At 57.9% G+C, this 15,911-nt stretch carries 18 protein-coding genes, 2 tRNA genes and 1 pseudogene; 7 read left to right on the top strand and 14 right to left on the bottom strand.

Going from position 1 to position 15,911, the window contains the following annotated elements:
- Positions 1–23: 23 nt before the first annotated feature.
- The 6 genes from ACP8IT_RS00775 to ACP8IT_RS00750 all read right to left on the bottom strand — a co-directional run bounded on the left by ACP8IT_RS00775 (position 24) and on the right by ACP8IT_RS00750 (position 5,411).
- Positions 24–96: transfer RNA gene (locus tag ACP8IT_RS00775), tRNA-Arg, on the bottom strand.
- Between the two features lie 168 nt (positions 97–264).
- The gene (locus tag ACP8IT_RS00770; protein WP_490293056.1) at positions 265–1,332 is read right to left on the bottom strand and encodes a GTP-binding protein; all 1,068 of its coding nucleotides are present in this window, start codon (positions 1,330–1,332) and stop codon (positions 265–267) included.
- A gap of 53 nt (positions 1,333–1,385) precedes the next feature.
- A complete protein-coding gene (locus tag ACP8IT_RS00765; protein ID WP_284624926.1) occupies positions 1,386–2,960 on the bottom strand; it encodes an SLC13 family permease in 1,575 nt (524 codons plus the stop codon).
- A gap of 282 nt (positions 2,961–3,242) precedes the next feature.
- A complete protein-coding gene (gene mgtE / locus ACP8IT_RS00760) occupies positions 3,243–4,607 on the bottom strand; it encodes a magnesium transporter (RefSeq protein ID WP_034666766.1) in 1,365 nt (454 codons plus the stop codon).
- A 125-nt stretch (positions 4,608–4,732) separates the two neighbouring features.
- Positions 4,733–5,056 (bottom strand): DUF202 domain-containing protein, encoded by a 324-nt coding sequence (locus ACP8IT_RS00755; protein ID WP_126318016.1) that lies wholly within the window; start codon positions 5,054–5,056, stop codon positions 4,733–4,735.
- The gene (locus ACP8IT_RS00750) at positions 5,049–5,411 is read right to left on the bottom strand and encodes a YidH family protein (RefSeq protein ID WP_023029949.1); all 363 of its coding nucleotides are present in this window, start codon (positions 5,409–5,411) and stop codon (positions 5,049–5,051) included. Before ACP8IT_RS00750 ends, ACP8IT_RS00755 begins: the two co-directional genes overlap by 8 nt.
- 85 nt (positions 5,412–5,496) lie before the next feature.
- Here ACP8IT_RS00750 and ACP8IT_RS00745 point away from each other — a divergent pair, with 85 nt between their 5' ends.
- Positions 5,497–5,874 carry an NUDIX hydrolase gene (locus ACP8IT_RS00745; protein ID WP_172596691.1) on the top strand — a complete coding sequence of 126 codons (378 nt, stop codon included), beginning with the start codon at positions 5,497–5,499 and terminating at the stop codon, positions 5,872–5,874.
- 124 nt (positions 5,875–5,998) lie between these two features.
- On the opposite strand, the gene ACP8IT_RS00740 is transcribed toward ACP8IT_RS00745, so the two are convergent.
- Both ACP8IT_RS00740 and ACP8IT_RS00735 read right to left on the bottom strand, forming a co-directional pair.
- The gene (locus ACP8IT_RS00740) at positions 5,999–6,187 is read right to left on the bottom strand and encodes a hypothetical protein (protein ID WP_126318014.1); all 189 of its coding nucleotides are present in this window, start codon (positions 6,185–6,187) and stop codon (positions 5,999–6,001) included.
- 269 nt (positions 6,188–6,456) lie between these two features.
- Positions 6,457–6,545, bottom strand: a tRNA-Ser gene (locus tag ACP8IT_RS00735).
- A gap of 120 nt (positions 6,546–6,665) precedes the next feature.
- Here ACP8IT_RS00735 and hisC point away from each other — a divergent pair.
- Both hisC and ACP8IT_RS00725 read left to right on the top strand, forming a co-directional pair.
- Positions 6,666–7,718: a histidinol-phosphate transaminase gene (hisC, locus tag ACP8IT_RS00730; protein ID WP_126318012.1), complete on the top strand. Its 1,053-nt coding sequence runs from the start codon at positions 6,666–6,668 to the stop codon at positions 7,716–7,718.
- The gene (locus ACP8IT_RS00725; RefSeq protein WP_023029945.1) at positions 7,719–8,111 is read left to right on the top strand and encodes a phage holin family protein; all 393 of its coding nucleotides are present in this window, start codon (positions 7,719–7,721) and stop codon (positions 8,109–8,111) included.
- Between the two features lie 9 nt (positions 8,112–8,120).
- Here ACP8IT_RS00725 and ACP8IT_RS00720 read toward each other — a convergent pair whose 3' ends face one another.
- A complete protein-coding gene (locus ACP8IT_RS00720) occupies positions 8,121–8,381 on the bottom strand; it encodes a MoaD/ThiS family protein (protein ID WP_005276363.1) in 261 nt (86 codons plus the stop codon).
- A 58-nt stretch (positions 8,382–8,439) separates the two neighbouring features.
- Between ACP8IT_RS00720 and ACP8IT_RS00715 the strand changes: the two genes are divergently transcribed.
- From ACP8IT_RS00715 to ACP8IT_RS00700, 4 genes are read left to right on the top strand one after another with little or no spacing between them, the layout of a single operon-like run.
- A complete protein-coding gene (locus ACP8IT_RS00715) occupies positions 8,440–9,576 on the top strand; it encodes a molybdopterin molybdotransferase MoeA (RefSeq protein ID WP_490290200.1) in 1,137 nt (378 codons plus the stop codon).
- Positions 9,573–10,052 (top strand): MogA/MoaB family molybdenum cofactor biosynthesis protein, encoded by a 480-nt coding sequence (locus ACP8IT_RS00710; protein WP_023029943.1) that lies wholly within the window; start codon positions 9,573–9,575, stop codon positions 10,050–10,052. The genes ACP8IT_RS00715 and ACP8IT_RS00710 overlap by 4 nt, the downstream gene beginning before the upstream one ends.
- The gene (locus tag ACP8IT_RS00705; RefSeq protein ID WP_490290199.1) at positions 10,042–10,503 is read left to right on the top strand and encodes a molybdenum cofactor biosynthesis protein MoaE; all 462 of its coding nucleotides are present in this window, start codon (positions 10,042–10,044) and stop codon (positions 10,501–10,503) included. The genes ACP8IT_RS00710 and ACP8IT_RS00705 overlap by 11 nt, the downstream gene beginning before the upstream one ends.
- Entirely contained in the window at positions 10,500–11,507 is a 1,008-nt protein-coding gene (locus ACP8IT_RS00700) for a ThiF family adenylyltransferase (RefSeq protein WP_490290198.1), read from the top strand. Before ACP8IT_RS00705 ends, ACP8IT_RS00700 begins: the two co-directional genes overlap by 4 nt.
- 21 nt (positions 11,508–11,528) lie before the next feature.
- Here ACP8IT_RS00700 and ACP8IT_RS00695 read toward each other — a convergent pair whose 3' ends face one another.
- From ACP8IT_RS00695 to ACP8IT_RS00675, 5 genes and pseudogenes are all read right to left on the bottom strand, one after another.
- Entirely contained in the window at positions 11,529–11,780 is a 252-nt protein-coding gene (locus ACP8IT_RS00695; RefSeq protein WP_237792309.1) for a hypothetical protein, read from the bottom strand.
- Positions 11,781–12,019: 239 nt separating this feature from the next.
- Positions 12,020–13,215: pseudogene (locus ACP8IT_RS00690) on the bottom strand (IS3 family transposase).
- A 449-nt stretch (positions 13,216–13,664) separates the two neighbouring features.
- Positions 13,665–14,129: a hypothetical protein gene (locus tag ACP8IT_RS00685; RefSeq protein WP_023016526.1), complete on the bottom strand. Its 465-nt coding sequence runs from the start codon at positions 14,127–14,129 to the stop codon at positions 13,665–13,667.
- Between the two features lie 105 nt (positions 14,130–14,234).
- The gene (locus ACP8IT_RS00680) at positions 14,235–14,636 is read right to left on the bottom strand and encodes a hypothetical protein (RefSeq protein WP_490290197.1); all 402 of its coding nucleotides are present in this window, start codon (positions 14,634–14,636) and stop codon (positions 14,235–14,237) included.
- Between the two features lie 299 nt (positions 14,637–14,935).
- On the bottom strand, positions 14,936–15,907 hold the full coding sequence (locus tag ACP8IT_RS00675; protein ID WP_237800089.1) for a hypothetical protein: 972 nt from the start codon (positions 15,905–15,907) through the stop codon (positions 14,936–14,938).
- Between the last annotated feature and the right edge of the window lie 4 nt (positions 15,908–15,911).

The raw sequence follows: 15,911 nt of genomic DNA, 5'->3' as shown, positions 1-15,911 counted from the left end.
CATGTCGCGACTCATGACATTTGTGCGCCCGGAGGGATTCGAACCCCCAACCTTCTGATCCGTAGTCAGATGCTCTATCCGTTGAGCTACGGGCGCAGTCCGTTGTATAGCAGTGCGTATGCTCTGCTGTGCAACGAGAATTTACTATACCCACGGACCCATGAACTAACAAATCGCCTGTACAGGGCCGCGTTCGACGGGATAGTCAAAGGCGCGTAGTTCACCCGCCGTTCACGCTTTGACTCGGTGTGGAAGCGGGGAAGGCTATACGAGGGCGGAGGCTTCGGCATCGGAAAGCAGGGCGTCTTGAAAGGCCTGCAGGGTGGATTCGTGGTCGAAATCGATACCAATGAGCACGAGCTCCGTGCCAGGGGTTACGCCGTTGGCGGCCCACAATGACGCGGGCATGATTTGCAGGTTAGGGCCGGCCTGCTGCCACGCGTGGGCCACGCGCAGGTCGGTGTCGATCCAGCAATAACCCTTGGAGCGCACTAGGCCCGTGCTCGCCCGGAGGGCGGCGATGAGGCGCTCGCGGTTAAAGGGGCGGTCGGCGCGAAAGACGACTGAGGAGATGCCATATTCCTCGGTTTCTGGCGTATGCGGGTTTGCAAGCTCTTCGGCGTAGCCGTGGTAGGCGGCTGCGGTGGCGGTATTAAACAAATGCGCATCGAGAACCAGCCCCGGTTCGATCACCCCGTTGGTCACCGGCACTACGCGAGCCCGCGGATTCATGGCGCGGACTGCGGCGATGACGCGCTCGGTTTCGGCGGCATCGACAAGATCGGTCTTGGTAATGAGGATAAGGTCGGCGAATTCGACTTGGTCCACTAAGAGATCGGAAATGGTGCGGTCATCTTGGGGCGTAGCCTCAATGCTTTCGGAGACGAGGCTGCGGCCGCGGCGCAATTGGTTTAAGAAGGTAGAGGCATCGACGAGGGAGACCATGGTGTCGATGGGGGCGGCATCGGCAAGCGTGGTGCCATCGGCAAATTCCCACTCAAAGGTGGCAGCCACGGGCATGGGCTCCGAAATGCCGGTGGATTCGATGACAATCTGATCAAAGCGGCCGGAGCGCGCTAGCTTGCCCACGGACTCGATGAGGTCTTCGCGCAGGGTGCAGCAGATGCAGCCATTCGACAGCTCCACGAAGCGATCCTCGCCGCGCTCGAAGTGGCCTTCGCCGGCGACGAGGGCGGCGTCGATATTGACCTCAGAAAAATCGTTGACGATGACCGCCAGCTTGCGCCCCTCCCGGTTCGCGAGCAGGTGGTTAAGTAGCGTGGTTTTTCCGCTGCCTAAAAATCCGGACAGCACGGTAACAGGTGTAGCCATCCTTTAATGGTAACGTTTTTCATTAAAGGATGGCTATTGAGGGAGCTTAGTGTCTAGACCGTCAGTCCGAAGATCGGTACCGCCAGCAGGAAGACGGTAAGGGTAATGAGGAAGATACCGATGACGTTGAGGCCAACGCCGCCCTTGATCATCTCGCCAATCTTGACGTAGCCGGAACCATAAGCAATGGCGTTCGGCGGGGTTGCCACCGGCAGCATGAAGGCACAGGTTGCAGCCAAGGCGACCGGGATGGTGAGCAGCAGGACGTTGATATCGCCTTCGGTGGTCAGCCCCACGCCCACGGCGACGCCGCCCATGATGGGGATGAAAGTCGCCGCGGTGGCGGTATTGGAGGTGATCTCCGTCAGGAAGAGGACCAGGGCGGCCACGGCTGCGACGATGAGCACGATGGGCAGGGAGCTGAGCCCCTTGGCCATCTCACCAATCCACAGGGACAAACCGGAGGAGTTGAAGGCCGAGGACAAGGAGAGACCACCGCCAAAGAGGAGGAGGACGTCCCATGGCATTTCATTGGCCGTCTTCCAGTCCAGCAGGCGGATGCGGCGCTCCGAATCGGCCGGCAGGATGAACAAGAGGATACCTGCGGCGATGCCGACGATGGCATCGTCATAATTATCAAAATCGCCAAGGACGATGGGCAGGGATACCCAGGCCAGGGCGGCCAGGACGAAGATGATTCCGGTCATGATCTGTGGGCGGGTCCATGGGCCCAGGGCCTTGATTTCGTCGTTGATGAGCTCGCGGCCGCCGGGGATTTCGGTCATTTCCGGCTTGAAGATGGTAATCAACAGCACCCATGCGATGAGCAGGAAGGTTAGCGCCAGCGGCACGCCGACGGCCATCCAGCGGCCAAAGCCGAGGGTAACGTCCCAGGTATCGGCCATGTACGCGTTCAAGAACGCATTCGGCGGGGTACCAATCAGGGTACCCAGCGAACCGATGGAAGCGGAGTACGCGATGCCCAGCATGAGGGCGGTGGCAAATTTCTTCTGCTTATCCCAACCGCCAACGGTCTCTGCGGTAAGCGCCAGCACGGACGTACCAATCGGCAGCATGACGACGGCCGTTGCGGTATTCGATACCCACATGGACAAAAAGCCGGTGGCCAGCATGAAGCCCAAAATGAGGCGGCGCGGCGAGGTGCCGATGAGCTTTACCACATAAAGCGCAAGGCGGCGGTGCAGGTTCCAGCGCTGCAGCGAGAGCGCGATAAGGAAGCCACCCATGAACAAGAAAATGGTGGCAGAGGCATACGGTGCGCCGACTTCCTTAATGGTTCCCACGCTAGCGAGCGGGAAGATGACCAGCGGAATCAGCGCGGTGGCAGCCAGCGGGATGGCCTCAGTCATCCACCACACGCCCATGAGGATGGTCACCGCCGCAACGGTGCGGATGGCGCTTAGCGTGTAATCGGCTTCCTCATCCACGCCGGTGGACTGCTGGACAGTATCGATGGCATTCGAGGGGAAGATGAAAAATACGAGGATGGCCAGGGCGAGGCCAATGAAAAGGCCAATGAATTGGCGGCGCCATTCATTGCGTGGGGCACCGGGATCCTCAGCGCCCTCTGATTGGGCGGTAGATTCGTGAGTATGCGGGGTGGTCATGCCGCGAACTCCTTCACTAGAGAGACTTTTAGCAGGGCGGGGTGTGATAGCTCTGTCAATTACCAGCAATCGAGCCAGATCCTTGGTGCATCCCGAACATCATTCAGTCCGTGCAGAGCATGCTAAGACCCTACAAAACATTTGCACCAGAAACCACAAACTTTACGGAATTCACCCCCACTGCTTTTAAAATTCACACACCGCAGCTACTCATAATGTGAAATCTCCCCCACCGGTTCGCTACCCCCGCCCGGCGCGCCAGGCCCCGTACGCCAGGGGCCTTTATAGCCCGAGCACCGACTTGGCGATGAGGAAATAAATGATCAGACCCGTGGCATCGCAGAACGTGGAGATAAACGGGTTAGAAAATACGGCGGGGTCCGCGCCAATGGTCTTTGCAACGATGGGCATCAGCCCGCCCACCGTAGCGGATATGGAACAGATTAAAAACAACGTCGAGCCAATGACTAAGCCAATATCCACGCCGTAGACCACCGTTGCCAGGCCGAGTCCCGCCAAGCCCAATACGGCACCAAGCAGCATGCCCACGCGGAGCTCGCGCCAGAGGACAGCGAGGAGGTCGCGCCCGCGGACATCGCCAAGCGCCAGCGCACGGGTCACCGTCGTTGCCGCCTGGTTTCCCGTATTGCCGCCGGTACCGGTCAGCAACGGGATAAACAGCGATAGCACCACGGCCTGCGCCAAGGTGTCCTCGAAGGCGTCCAAGACCCGCACGGTCAACAGCGCAGATACCGCAAGAACCAGCAGCCACACGATGCGGGACTTCACCAATTTCAATAGCGGCGTGGACAGGTAGGGCTGCTGCAGAGCCTCGGTACCACCGGCGCGCGCGGAGTCCTCGCTATCCTCGGCCTCGACGATGTCAATGGCATCATCCCAGGTCAAAAGCCCTACCAGGCGGTCCGAATCATCCACGATGGGCAATGCCAAAATATCGAGCGGCAGGAACCACCTGGCGGTTTCTTCCGCATCATCATTGGCATTGGCGTAGATGGGGCTTTGCATGATGTCCCCAATCGTGGTGCCCTCCTTCGCGGTAAAAATCTCCCGCAGCGTCACCACGCCCACTAGGCGGCGATCCGCGCGGGTGATGGGCACCGCATAGATGGTTTCCAGCTCATCGGCTTTCGCGCGCAGGGTCCGCAGCGCTTCCTCCACGCTCATTTCTGGATGGATGCCGGGGACCTCGGGCGACATGCGGCGGCCCACCGAGCCCTTGGTATAGCCCAGGACAACCCCGGTGACATCCCGCTTCGATTTGGTAAGCGAGCGCAGCAGCCGGTCCGCTATTTCCGCCGGCAGCTCATCCAAAAGGGCCACGCGGTCTTCCGGCTCAAGTTCATCGAAGAACTCATAGACATCAGCATTGCCCAGCTCATCGATAATATCGGCCTGGTGCTTGGCATCCAGGGCATCAAATACCACGATGGATTTACGCCGCGGCAACAAGCGCAGGGCCAGCGCGGCGCGGATGGCATTTTGCCGCTCGACGATGGCGATGAGCTCCTGCAGCGGCACCTCATCAAGCAGCGCCTGCAAGCGGGGTGCCTTTTGTGGGTCAATGGCAGAATCCTGCTTCAACCATGCCTCGACCGTATCGCTGGCCTGCTCAGTAATATCCGCCATTGCCATCACCTTGCCCTTCTCGCCCCTCATACCGCGGCACCGGTGGCCACCGTAATTGATATAGCCTCACATAGATTACGCGTATCCCCCACCAGTACACAGCGCTGCGGTAGAAAACTTTGCCTTTAGGCAAAAACACCCCACAAGGCAAAGGCCGCAAGCAGGGAGACCAGCCCCGCGCTACTGGCCAAGACGGCGGCGCCGGGGAGGTGGCGGTGGGTTCGCAGGGAGGCATCGACAAGCGATGCCCGCTTCCTCACCGCCACTATCAGCACCAGCACGCCAGCCGCGAGCGCCAGCAACGGGAGAAACACGCTGACGCTGACCACCCGCATAACGCCTAGGAGTATCACCGCCAGCGCGAGGATAGTGCGCTGCCACGATAGGCGGGTGCGCTCGGGCTGCAAGCCGGGGTCAAAGAGCTCCCCATGTTGCTGCGGGCTAGGCAAGTAGCTCGCCTACCAGCAGGACAGCCGCGATAACGACGATGGTGCCCACAAGCACCGGGATGGCGATGCTGAAGGGCAACGGGCGCTGTTGCCGCAAGGCGCGCTCAGCCCGCTTCCATTGCACCCACGCGACTACCGGCAGCACAATCGCCACCACCAGCATGAATGTGGAGACCACCGCGCGCAGCGTCGCCGGCAGCGGCACGTCGAAAGCTTCCAAGGCCACTCCCCCGGCAATCAGCGCGAGCGAGGTGCGGATCCATGCGAGGAAGGTGCGCTCATTCGCCAGCGTAAAACGCGGATCAGGGTCGCTTCCTACCCCAAATACCGAGCGGGGAAACCTCGAATCGCTCATGCCTTCCTACCTTATATTCAATGTCCACCCTTGGCGCGATAAGGCTGCGAGCCTGTTCGCCGGCCACCTCGTTATGATCGGGGCCATGATTGAAGTCGCAGCAATCGTTTTCCGCAATTCCTTTGGCCACGTGCTTGGCGTACGCAAGGCCTCATCCACGAAGTTCCAGCTGCCGGGCGGCAAGCTAGAAGAAGGCGAAAGCCCTGTCCAGGCCGCTGCGCGCGAGGCGGAAGAAGAAATCGGCGTCCGGGTTCGCCTACCTGAACTTACCGAGCTCGGCACCTTCACTGCCCCCGCCGCCAATGAACCGGGCCAGACCGTCCGCGGGCATATCTTTACCTACCCGCGCCCGGTCATCGCCCACGCCGCAGCCGAAATCGCCGAAACCGCCTGGATCGATCCCGCCGACCCGCAGTGCGAGCTTGCTGATCTCCTGCGCAGCGAGGTTTTTCCGGCGCTGTAAAGTGGTCAAGCCCGCGCATCAGCAAAGGAAACTACGCCTACACCGCACCACCTGCGCCAGGGAAAATCATGAACCAACGGTCACGTAACAGTCACCCTGGGATAAACGGGGTGCGGTGTACTACTTATTTAGACTGACGCCCTGCATTCTCCGCCCACACGCGCACTCCCACAGAAGCAGCAGTCAGAACAACAATGAAGATGGTTACTAAGCCGATGCCTATTACATCGGTCAGCCACAAAACAAATACCACCAAAGAGGCGACTGCTAAAGCGAGCAAAATTCCGTTCTTTATCTTCTGCGCTTTATCCATAGCGCCATTATTCACGATAAAAATTCACCACGTGACGAGTTCATCCTTTTGAAAAATCTCCTTGCGCTCCAAAAGCGCCCTCGGAGAACTGCATTTCCACTTCATGCCCGTAGCGAGGGAATAGTCGTGTCCCTGCTTGCAGAATAGGGGCCTGGCCCCTGCTTGGTGGCCACCATTCTTTGTCGTTTACCCCGTTTAACCCGCCGTTTAGGACTGCCGTTTAAGCTGGCAAACGACAAAATCCCGAGCGCAATTGCCCGGGATTTGTGTGGCGGAGATGAGAGGATTCGAACCTCCGGACCCCAGAAGGGTCAACTCCTTAGCAGGGAGCCCCATTCGGCCGCTCTGGCACATCTCCAAGTTCAGAAAGAACCGTAAAAGACAATACCTGCCGCATGCGCCACGGCCAAACTAACCCCCTGGTTTTGTCCCCGGTTTTCTTCTACGCGCGCAGGAGAGACGACCTAGAGTGGTAGCCATGATTCGCTCCGACTTACGCGCCATCCCTGGCTACGTGCCCGGCGCGCGCCACGATGATGCCCTCAAGCTCTCTTCTAATGAAGCCACGCAGCCACCGCTGCCTGAGGCCGCCGAGGCTATGGCCCGCGCCGCTGCCGAGGCCAATCGCTACCCGGATATCGCGGCCACCGAGTTGCGTGAGGATCTGGCCGAGCACTTAGGCGTGAGCTTTGACCAGGTTGCGGTGGGCACGGGTTCTTCCGCGCTGTGCCAGCAATTGGTACAAATCACCACCACGCCCGGTGAGGAAGTGATTTTCCCGTGGCGTTCCTTCGAGGCTTATCCCATCTTTGCCCAGGTGGTGGGTGCGCACCCCATCCCGGTTCCGCTCGATGCGGACCAGCGCGTGGATTTGCCCGCAATGGCGGAGAAAATTACCTCAGATACGCGCCTGATTTTCGTCTGCAATCCGAATAATCCTTCCGGCACTACCGTGACTAAGGCGGAGTTTTCCGAATTTATGGACGCGGTGCCAGGCGATGTCCTCGTGGCCCTCGATGAGGCCTATATCGAATATAATCGGAATGCCGATACCCCGCTGGGAACCGAGCTCTTTGGCGCTTACCCCAACGTGGTCTTCCTGCGGACCTTCTCCAAGGCCTATGGTTTGGCCGGCGTGCGCGTGGGCTATGCCTATGGCCCAGAAGACGTCATCGCGGCACTGAATAAGGTAGCGATTCCGTTTTCCATCAACGCCGTGGCCCAGGCCGGTGCCCGCGCCGCGCTAGCAGCGCAGGATTCGCTGCGCGAGCGTACCGAAGAGACCTGCGGCCAGCGCCAGCGCGTGGAAAAGGAGCTGGCAGAGTGGGGCGTTCCCCGCTCGGAGGCCAACCACGTATGGCTGCCGGCGGCGAATATTGAAAAGCTAGGAACGCCGCAGGAATTAGCCGCGCGCCTGGCCACACGCGGCGTGCTCGTCCGCGCCTTTAGCGAAGGCATACGCATTACCATTACAACCGAGGAAGAAACTAACGCCCTGCTTCGGGCGTGGAACGATACCGTAGGAGGCTAAATGCGTTCGTTGACCAATTTTGCCCTCAACGTGGTCGCCATCGCGATTGCGCTCTGGGTTGTAGTGGGCATCATCCCTGGGATTTATATCACCCCGGATAAGCTGGGTAATTTCATTGCCGTGGCCATTGTTTTCATCATTATTAACGCGGTGGTCATGCCCGTGCTGCGTTTTATCGGTGCCCCGCTAACCTGCCTTACTCTCGGACTATTTGCGCTCGTCATCAATGGCGCCGCCCTACTGATCGTGGAGTGGACGCTTAATACCTTTGACCTAGGGATTGGACACCTCGTGGTCAATTCCTGGGGCTCTGCAATCTTCGGCGCCATCATCTTGTCCTTGGTCAGCAGCCTGGTTAATTTCTTTACCAGCCCACTGCGCAAGCCGGTCTAAAAGAACGGGTTATCCCCCGGCGAAGGGTGGCAACACGTCAACGCGGGAAACGCCCATGAGCGGCGAGTCCGCTTGGGTGTTCCCGGCGCCATCGATAAGAAAATTACAGCGCCCCAGCACCTCTTTCATGCTCATACCGGCCTCTGTGGTGCCGGTGTGGTCCTTGCCCAGCTGCTCTATGAGCTGGCCTAAGGTGGTGGGCGCTTTTACCTGCTCCGAAGCAACGCCGGCCGCGGCACGAGCGGCGGCGAAATAGTGAACGGTCAACATGCTTTCTACTATGCCCGCAGGCTTCGAACGTGTCGAACTCGCGGGTAAACTTGGCTCTATGCGCACTCCCGAAACCCACGCACACGAGGTCGCGGCAGCCCTCGGCCCGCGCCAAGTCATCTCCCGGCCCTTAAGGCAGGCACAGGAGATGGTCCTTGCCGCCGATGTCTATGCCGCCTTCCCCTCGCCGCGCTTTAGCAATTCCCAGATGGATGGCTACGCGCTGCCCGCCACCGCAGCCGGATCGTACGAGGTCGGCCCCACCATCGCCGCCGGCGCGAATCCCACCGAGCTGCTGGATGGTCCCTTGCACACCGCCTGCCCCATCATGACCGGAGCCAAGGTTCCAGAGGGCACGGCATCCATCGTGCCGATTGAAAAATGCCAGCCGCAGGAATTCCTCCAGCCAGGCGAGACCATTACAGTTCCGGCCACCGAGGAGGGCCAATTCATCCGCGGTACGGGCACGGACCTCCAGCAGGGCGTTCTCCTGGCCGCCAAGGGCGAGAAGCTCACTCCGGTGCGTCTGGCCGCGCTGGCCTCCCAGGGCATCGAGGAGGTCAGCGTTTATCGCCCTGCCCGCATCCTCGTCTGTACCGGTGGCGCGGAAATTGGTACGGGTGTTGCTGCTATTCCCGATGCCAATGCGCCGCTCATCTCCGCTATGGCCCACCGCGCCGGCATCGAGGTCGCCGGATACGTCACCACCGATGATGATCCAGAGGTGCTCACCCGCGCGCTGGAGGAGGCCACGCAGGACTACCTCCCCGATGCTATCGTCACCTCCGGCGGGATTTCCGCAGGTAAATACGAGGTCATCCGGCAGGTGCTCACCGGCTGGTTTGGCCACGTGGATCAGCAGCCCGGCGGGCCGCAGGGCATCGCCAGTTTCCATGGCACCCCGGTCATCTGCTTGCCCGGCAATCCGATTTCCACCATGGTGAGCTTCCGCCTCTTTGTGGCCCCCACCCTGGGCTGGGCGCCCGCAGCATATCGCGTACCAATCGCGCACGCCATCGAGGGCCTACCCCACAAGGATCAATTCCGCCGCGGGTACGCCGAGGCGCAAGCCCGGGTTACCGGCGGCGCTAGCTCCCACCTGCTGGCCCAAGCCGTCGATGCCACCCACCTCATCCGCATTCCTGCTGGTAAGAGCCTCAGCGCAGGAGAAGAAGTAAAGGTCTATCCCCTATGAGTTCTGCTCGCACCGCCATTGTTTTGGTCGCCTCCACCCGCGCCGCCGCCGGGGTCTACGAAGATCGCTCGGGCCCCATCGCGGTAGATTTCTTGCGCCGCAAGGGCTTCGACTGCCCCGCTGCCCGCGTGGTGCCCGATGCCGATATCGCCGCAGCGGTGGACCAGGCCTTCGCCGAAAAGCCCGCGGTCATCCTCACCTCCGGCGGAACCGGCCTGACCCCGGACGATCTCACCGTCGATGCCGTCCAACCCCACCTCACGCGCGAGCTTCCCGGCATCGCCATGGCCTTTTGGAATAAGGGCCTAGAGACTATCCCCACTGCGGTGGCCTCGCGCACGGTCGCAGGTGTCAATGACACCACCTTTGCCATGACCCTGCCCGGTTCTACCGGCGGGGTCAAAGATGGGTGCGCCGTGCTAGATGAATTAATCGTCCACATCGTCGATATGTTAGAAGGAAAACATGAGCACTGATCCCTCTTATGTCGCCGCGCAGACCGGGCTCACTGTCGGCACGATGCTGACCGAGCAGCCCCTCGAGCCCCTCCTTGCCGCGGCCAAGGCAGAGGTCATCACCCCAGCCATGGGCGCGGTGGTCACCTTCGAGGGCATCGTGCGTGATCATGATGGCGGCCGGCCCGATGTCACCCTGCTAACTTATACCGCGCACCCCAGCGCCCCGGAAAAGCTGCGCGAGATTGTCGATGAAGTAGCAGGCCAACACCCCGTGCGCTTGTGGTCAGCCCACCGCACTGGCGATCTACAGGTGGGCTATCTGGCCTTTACCGTCGTCGCCGCCTCTGCCCACCGCGGCGATGCCTTCCGCGCCGCGGAGGCCTGTGCCGATCGCGTCAAGGCCGAGGTTCCCATCTGGAAGGAACAAAGCCACGGCGATGGCTCCGTCAACTGGGTGGGCCTCGAATGAGCATCCGCTATGCCCGCCAGGAAGCCCTGTGGGGTGAAAAGGGCCAGCAGAAATTGGCTGACTCCCACGTCGCGGTCATCGGCGCGGGCGGCCTCGGCTCACCGGCGCTGCTTTACCTAGCAGGGGCCGGGGTAGGCCGCATCTCGCTTTTCGATGACGATATAGTATCCCCCTCCAACCTTCACCGGCAGGTTATTCACAGCACCCCAACCATTGGCACCGCGAAGACCGAATCGGCCGCGGCTGCCCTCCACGCACTCAATCCTGAGGTAGAAATCATCTGCCACGGCCGCCTCGAAACGGCCACCGCCCTCGAGCAGCTGCGCGGCTGCGACGTGATCCTCGATGGGACGGATAATTTCGACGCCCGTTACCTGTGCTCATGGGCCGCCCACAGCCTGGGCATTCCGCATATTTGGGCTTCTATCCTGGGCTTTGATGCGCAGATGAGCGTCTTTTGGTCCGGCAAGGGCCCTGTGTACGAGGATGTCTTCCCCACCGCCCCGGCTCCGGGCGAGGTCCCATCGTGCTCCCAAGCCGGCGTCCTGGGCCCCATCGTTGGCACGGTGGGATCCGCGATGGCCTTGGAGGCTTTGAAGATCATTACCGGCGTCGGCACCCCGCTTATTGGCACGCTCGGCTACTTTGAGGCCCTATCTGGGACCTGGGAGTATATCCCCATCCGCCCCACCAGCGCGCAGCCTACCCAGCCAGCCGATGCCCCCGAGGTCCGCGAGATCCCCGCGCACGCCCCGCTTATCGATGTCCGCACCGACGCCGAGCGCGCCCGCGCCGCCATTCCTGATTCAACGCACCTGCCCCTTGACCGCATCCTCTCCGGGGAGAACCCGGACATCGGCCAGCGCGATGCCGCCGTTATCTACTGCGCCAGCGGCATCCGCTCCGCGCAAGCCGTCCACGCATTGCGCGGCCGCGGCTACGAGCACGTCGTTTCCCTGCGCGGCGGCATTAACGCGTGGTTGGAACAGCACGGGATGCCCTAGACCAGCCGCACGATGGCCCTTCTAGCGCCTTTGTTTGTCTTCCCTACCGCGAACAAAGAGGAACCAGATGAGCGGTCCCAAGAAGGGAAGGGCAAAGGTAGCGGCGATAAAGAGAACCTTGGCCGCAATCGTGTACCCAGAAGCGATAATAGAAATAACCGCCGCAATCCAGAACGCGACGAGCAAAATAATGGGCAGGAACCCGAGGAACCACCACGTGTCATTAGGGTTAGTGGATTCCGTTGCTGCTACATAAAGTTCCGAGGTACTCATGATGTCCTTTCGTCGAGTAATTTTTATCTCTAGGACAAAGCCAGCAAACAACCACACCTGACTTGCCCCTGTACATTTCCAAGATTAAGTCTGCGCCGCACCAGGCGCGTCATCCCCCGGTATGAAATGCCGCAGCAACAAGCGTGAAGCTTGTTAACTTAGGCAGCTTTCCGGTGTCCTGTTAGCTCCACATTTGCTGTAGGGCCTGACCCCCGGAAAGTGGACAGATCGGGGGCTAGCTATGCTGCTTTGGTCAGTGTAGCTGAAGTCTCGGCTTCAAAGACATCAGGCGCTACAAGATTGCACCAGGAGTGCCGCCGGCGCGTGTTATAACGCATGCACCACCGGAAGACTTCCCGGCGGCAGGCGATCGGATTGTCAAAAACTTTCCGCTCTCGCAGCACTTCCCGCTTTAAGGTGGCGTTAAATGATTCTGCTAGGGCTTCTATCAGCACTCGTTCCTACCGCTCCCATAGACTGGCGCACACCCAACGACGAGCAATAGTTTCTAAACGCTTGTGAGGTGTACACGCTGCCGTGATCGGAATGGAATACAGCCCCGTCAAGACTGCCACGCACACCATGCGCGTGGGATAGAGCATCGATGACCAGTGAGACACGCATGTGGTCTGCAAGTGCATAACCTGCACGTTTGTGTGAATGAAGTGTCAATGACTGTGGCCAAATACATGTTTTTCCCTCCTTTACATGGCAAGTAGGTAATATCGCCGACATAAACGCGGTTCGGCTCGTTAGCTGCGAATTTGCGGCCTAGCAAATCCGGCATGACTCGGTGGCCAGGCTTGCGCCTGGTAGTGACACATCGGCGGCGCTTGGTAAAGCCTCTAAGCCCCATGGCTTTCATAATTCGTGCGACTTTCTTGTGATTTATCGGGCTGAAATCCGTATCACTGTTGAGGCTTGCCGCGATGCGTTTAGCCCCATAAAGACCATGCTCATCATCAAAAGTGGCCTTGATTTTTGCACCAATAAGGGCATCAGAATACATCCTTGACCTGCGCTTTTCACGGGTGTGGACCCATTTATAAAACGAGGAGCGATTGAGCTTCAACACGTGGCACATCCGCTTGACCGAGTACTCGGTTCGGTGGTCATAGACAAACTGGAAGCGGATCACCAGCGTGTCTCTTCGGCAAAATATTTCGCAGCCTTACGCAGGATGTCACGTTCTTCGCGCAGTTTTGTGTTTTCTTTCTCCAGTTGGCGAATGCGTTCGGATTCATTCGCTGCCTGGGCTTTATCATGCACGGCTTTAATGCAGGCACGTTTGCCGGTGCCGTACTTTTTGACCCAAGAATGCAGCGAAGCTCGGTTGATGCCGAGCTCTGCTGATGCTGAGTTCAGCGAGAGGTCCTCATTGTTCCTTATAGAGGGCCACGGCATCGCGTTTGAACTGTTCGGAGTACCTGGACATGATGGTAGATTACCTTTCTTCCCAGCCCGACTGGGCTGGATATCAGGTGTCCACCAAACAGGGGTCAGGTCCATGACTTTCAATATGGAAACCGTCAGACGATAACACCACACTCACCACTTTCTGTAAACATAAGGCCTGGACCCTGATAGACACGTGTAAAACAATATTAGGAACGGCCCTATTTTACAGGAAACATTCTGCCGCACACCGGCGTAACAATAGGGTGTAGCTTATATTTCCTTCCAGCCCTACAGGGCTAGATGTTCGAGGGCTACCTAACATGGTTCAGATCCTTGCTCGCAATACGAGCGCAACGACCTTAGCCATATACCGCAGTACAAAGCGGGAAACTAGAACTTTCGCCAAAGTTGGGGATTATCCTAATTGTTTTCCGTTAAAGCATGCTGTCGCCGGCGAGTTCGCTAACGTCTAAGAATTACTTTTCACTAGGCAAGGAACGACGTTTCAAGAAAGTCCTCAAGACTCCAATATTCAGGATCAAACCACGCAACGCCTTCGTCGACTTCGACTGCGACGAATTGGTCAGGCAATAAGATGAGGAAATCATTTATCTCAGCACGGATTCCTTGGCGCTGTAGCTCTTGTGCGACTCGCTTGGTGCTCTCCTGTGCGGTCTCGGCGGGGCGACGATTAAGGTCAACGCCATAGAAAGTATCCGTGATTGGTACCTCCAGGTACTTCATTTCAACGGTGACGCACTTACCGTCTTCCACGCAGCACACAATCTTGCGGCCAGGATCACCGGGCTCGAGTGTTTCGATATCAACCCAGCCTTCAAACTGCTCTTCATACGTATCCGCACCTAATTCCGAGTCATAGCATGCTTTAGTGGCCTGGTTCACCGTCATTCCGGGTTGTACGGGCAAGGGACAGGTACCTTCAATTTTCATTTTCTCGATGCACTTCCTTTTTCGTCGGTTGTTTAGTACGCCAAGGTCTTCGGTTAGGCTGTCGCGTAAGTCAGACTGCGCACTCGTGTGATTGAAATTGGCTGGCTATTCCCAGCAAATAGCCACGACTTTGCCGAATTGGTATGACAAAGCAATGGTTCCATTGTCGTGGGGAATGGTTATGCCGTCACGGTTATGTTCAAATTCGATCCCCACATCTTTTAGGGCTTTGACAAACTTTCGGCTTGACAATGACAGTGGGATATCAAGGAAGCTATCTGTCTCCCGCGCGTTTAAGATTTCTATTGAGGTAATCAATCCGTCGTTTTCAAAGCCATCAATGTCATAGTCGATTCCCCCCATCTCACATTTGCCAAAAATTTGGCCCGTGCTGCCTATCCCGAGATAAGAAATATCTAGGTATCGGTAATCAGACAGAATATTTTCGTAGTATGAAACAGGTACAGACCGCTGCAACGGTTCAGGTACCTCAAAATTGAACTTCATTTCTACAACTCCTTGACGCAAGATGTTTATCTTCTAGACCCTGCCTTTTTGGAAGATTCAACTTAGACGAGGGCTCTATTCTTTGCAGTCTAGGCCACAAGTGTGGCGTAGTTTGGCTTCATTGTTAGATTGTCTGCTGCTCGTCCGTTTCCGATACGGAGGTCAAGTCCCGTGTAGTGGTGTAGCCATTTGTGCTTTCGGCTCGGTATGAAGTTCGGGGCTTGTTACAGCGATGCTTCCGCGTGTTTGGAGTCTGGAGCGCCGTTTTGAGATGCCTCAGGTTGTGTTTCGTCTGACTTCTATTCTGCAATAGGTGTTGACGACCAGGAACGGAGGGGGCCGTCGTGGAGCCCTTGGAAAAACTGGTACTTTTCTAGAGGGATACGTGCCGGGGGATCGAAGTCGGGAGCCGTGACCAACTCCTTAGTGTGTGGGTCGACAACGCGTGCTGGTGTTAGACGGGCCAAGTAACCATCTGTCCCATAGAATGCGTCATCATACGGGGATACACCTAGCGGGGCGAGGATGGATTCTATCTGCTTCTCCCCAAACTGAGACCACATAATCTGCGCGTGTTCTTTTGTAAACGTTTCTTGTGGAAACTCAGTGACCTTTGGCAGGGAGTCAAAATCAAAACCGTAATCCTTAAAAGGCTCACTTTGATCCTCGAGGTACGACATGGAACGGTGCAGCGTACCATCAGCTTTTAACTGTTTGTGGCTGCTAAAAGATCTGTAGAAGCAACAATCAAATCGGCCTAAACGATCATCGGGCAATTCGGAGGGAAGCGCGCACATCATAAACTCTATTTCTCCATAGCTTGCGCGATGGAAAAAGGCTACATCGTCGGTATCTACCCACGGCGTGTGCTTGATTTCGATGTAGTAAGGAACTTGTGACTCAATTTCTTTCTTGCGCGCCAGACGGCAGGCAAATTCACCAATCCGTGGCATCTTTGGCGCTTTGGTAAAGCAGCAGGGGCTAAAAACTGCAGTCCATTCTGACTCGGTGGGGACGAATACAAACTGCGTAATGTGATTTTGCGGTTTAAGTAACTCTGCAAGCTGGTTCCTACTGGCCGATACCTTGTCCGCATGAACTACACATTCAACCTTTTGCTTCTTCCTGTGGGAATACTCCCTTGTATAAATGCTTTCTATTCCTGATGCCCACTGTTGAAATTCTTCAACAACGGTAGATAGTGGAAACCGAAGAAGCGCCACAGCATGGGATACCGGTGCGATGGAATTGGTGTAGAAATACTTCGTCATTGTC

The sequence above is a fragment of the Corynebacterium sp. LaCa_23 genome, assembly GCF_058182375.1.
This window is presented reverse-complemented; position numbering and strand designations above follow the sequence as displayed.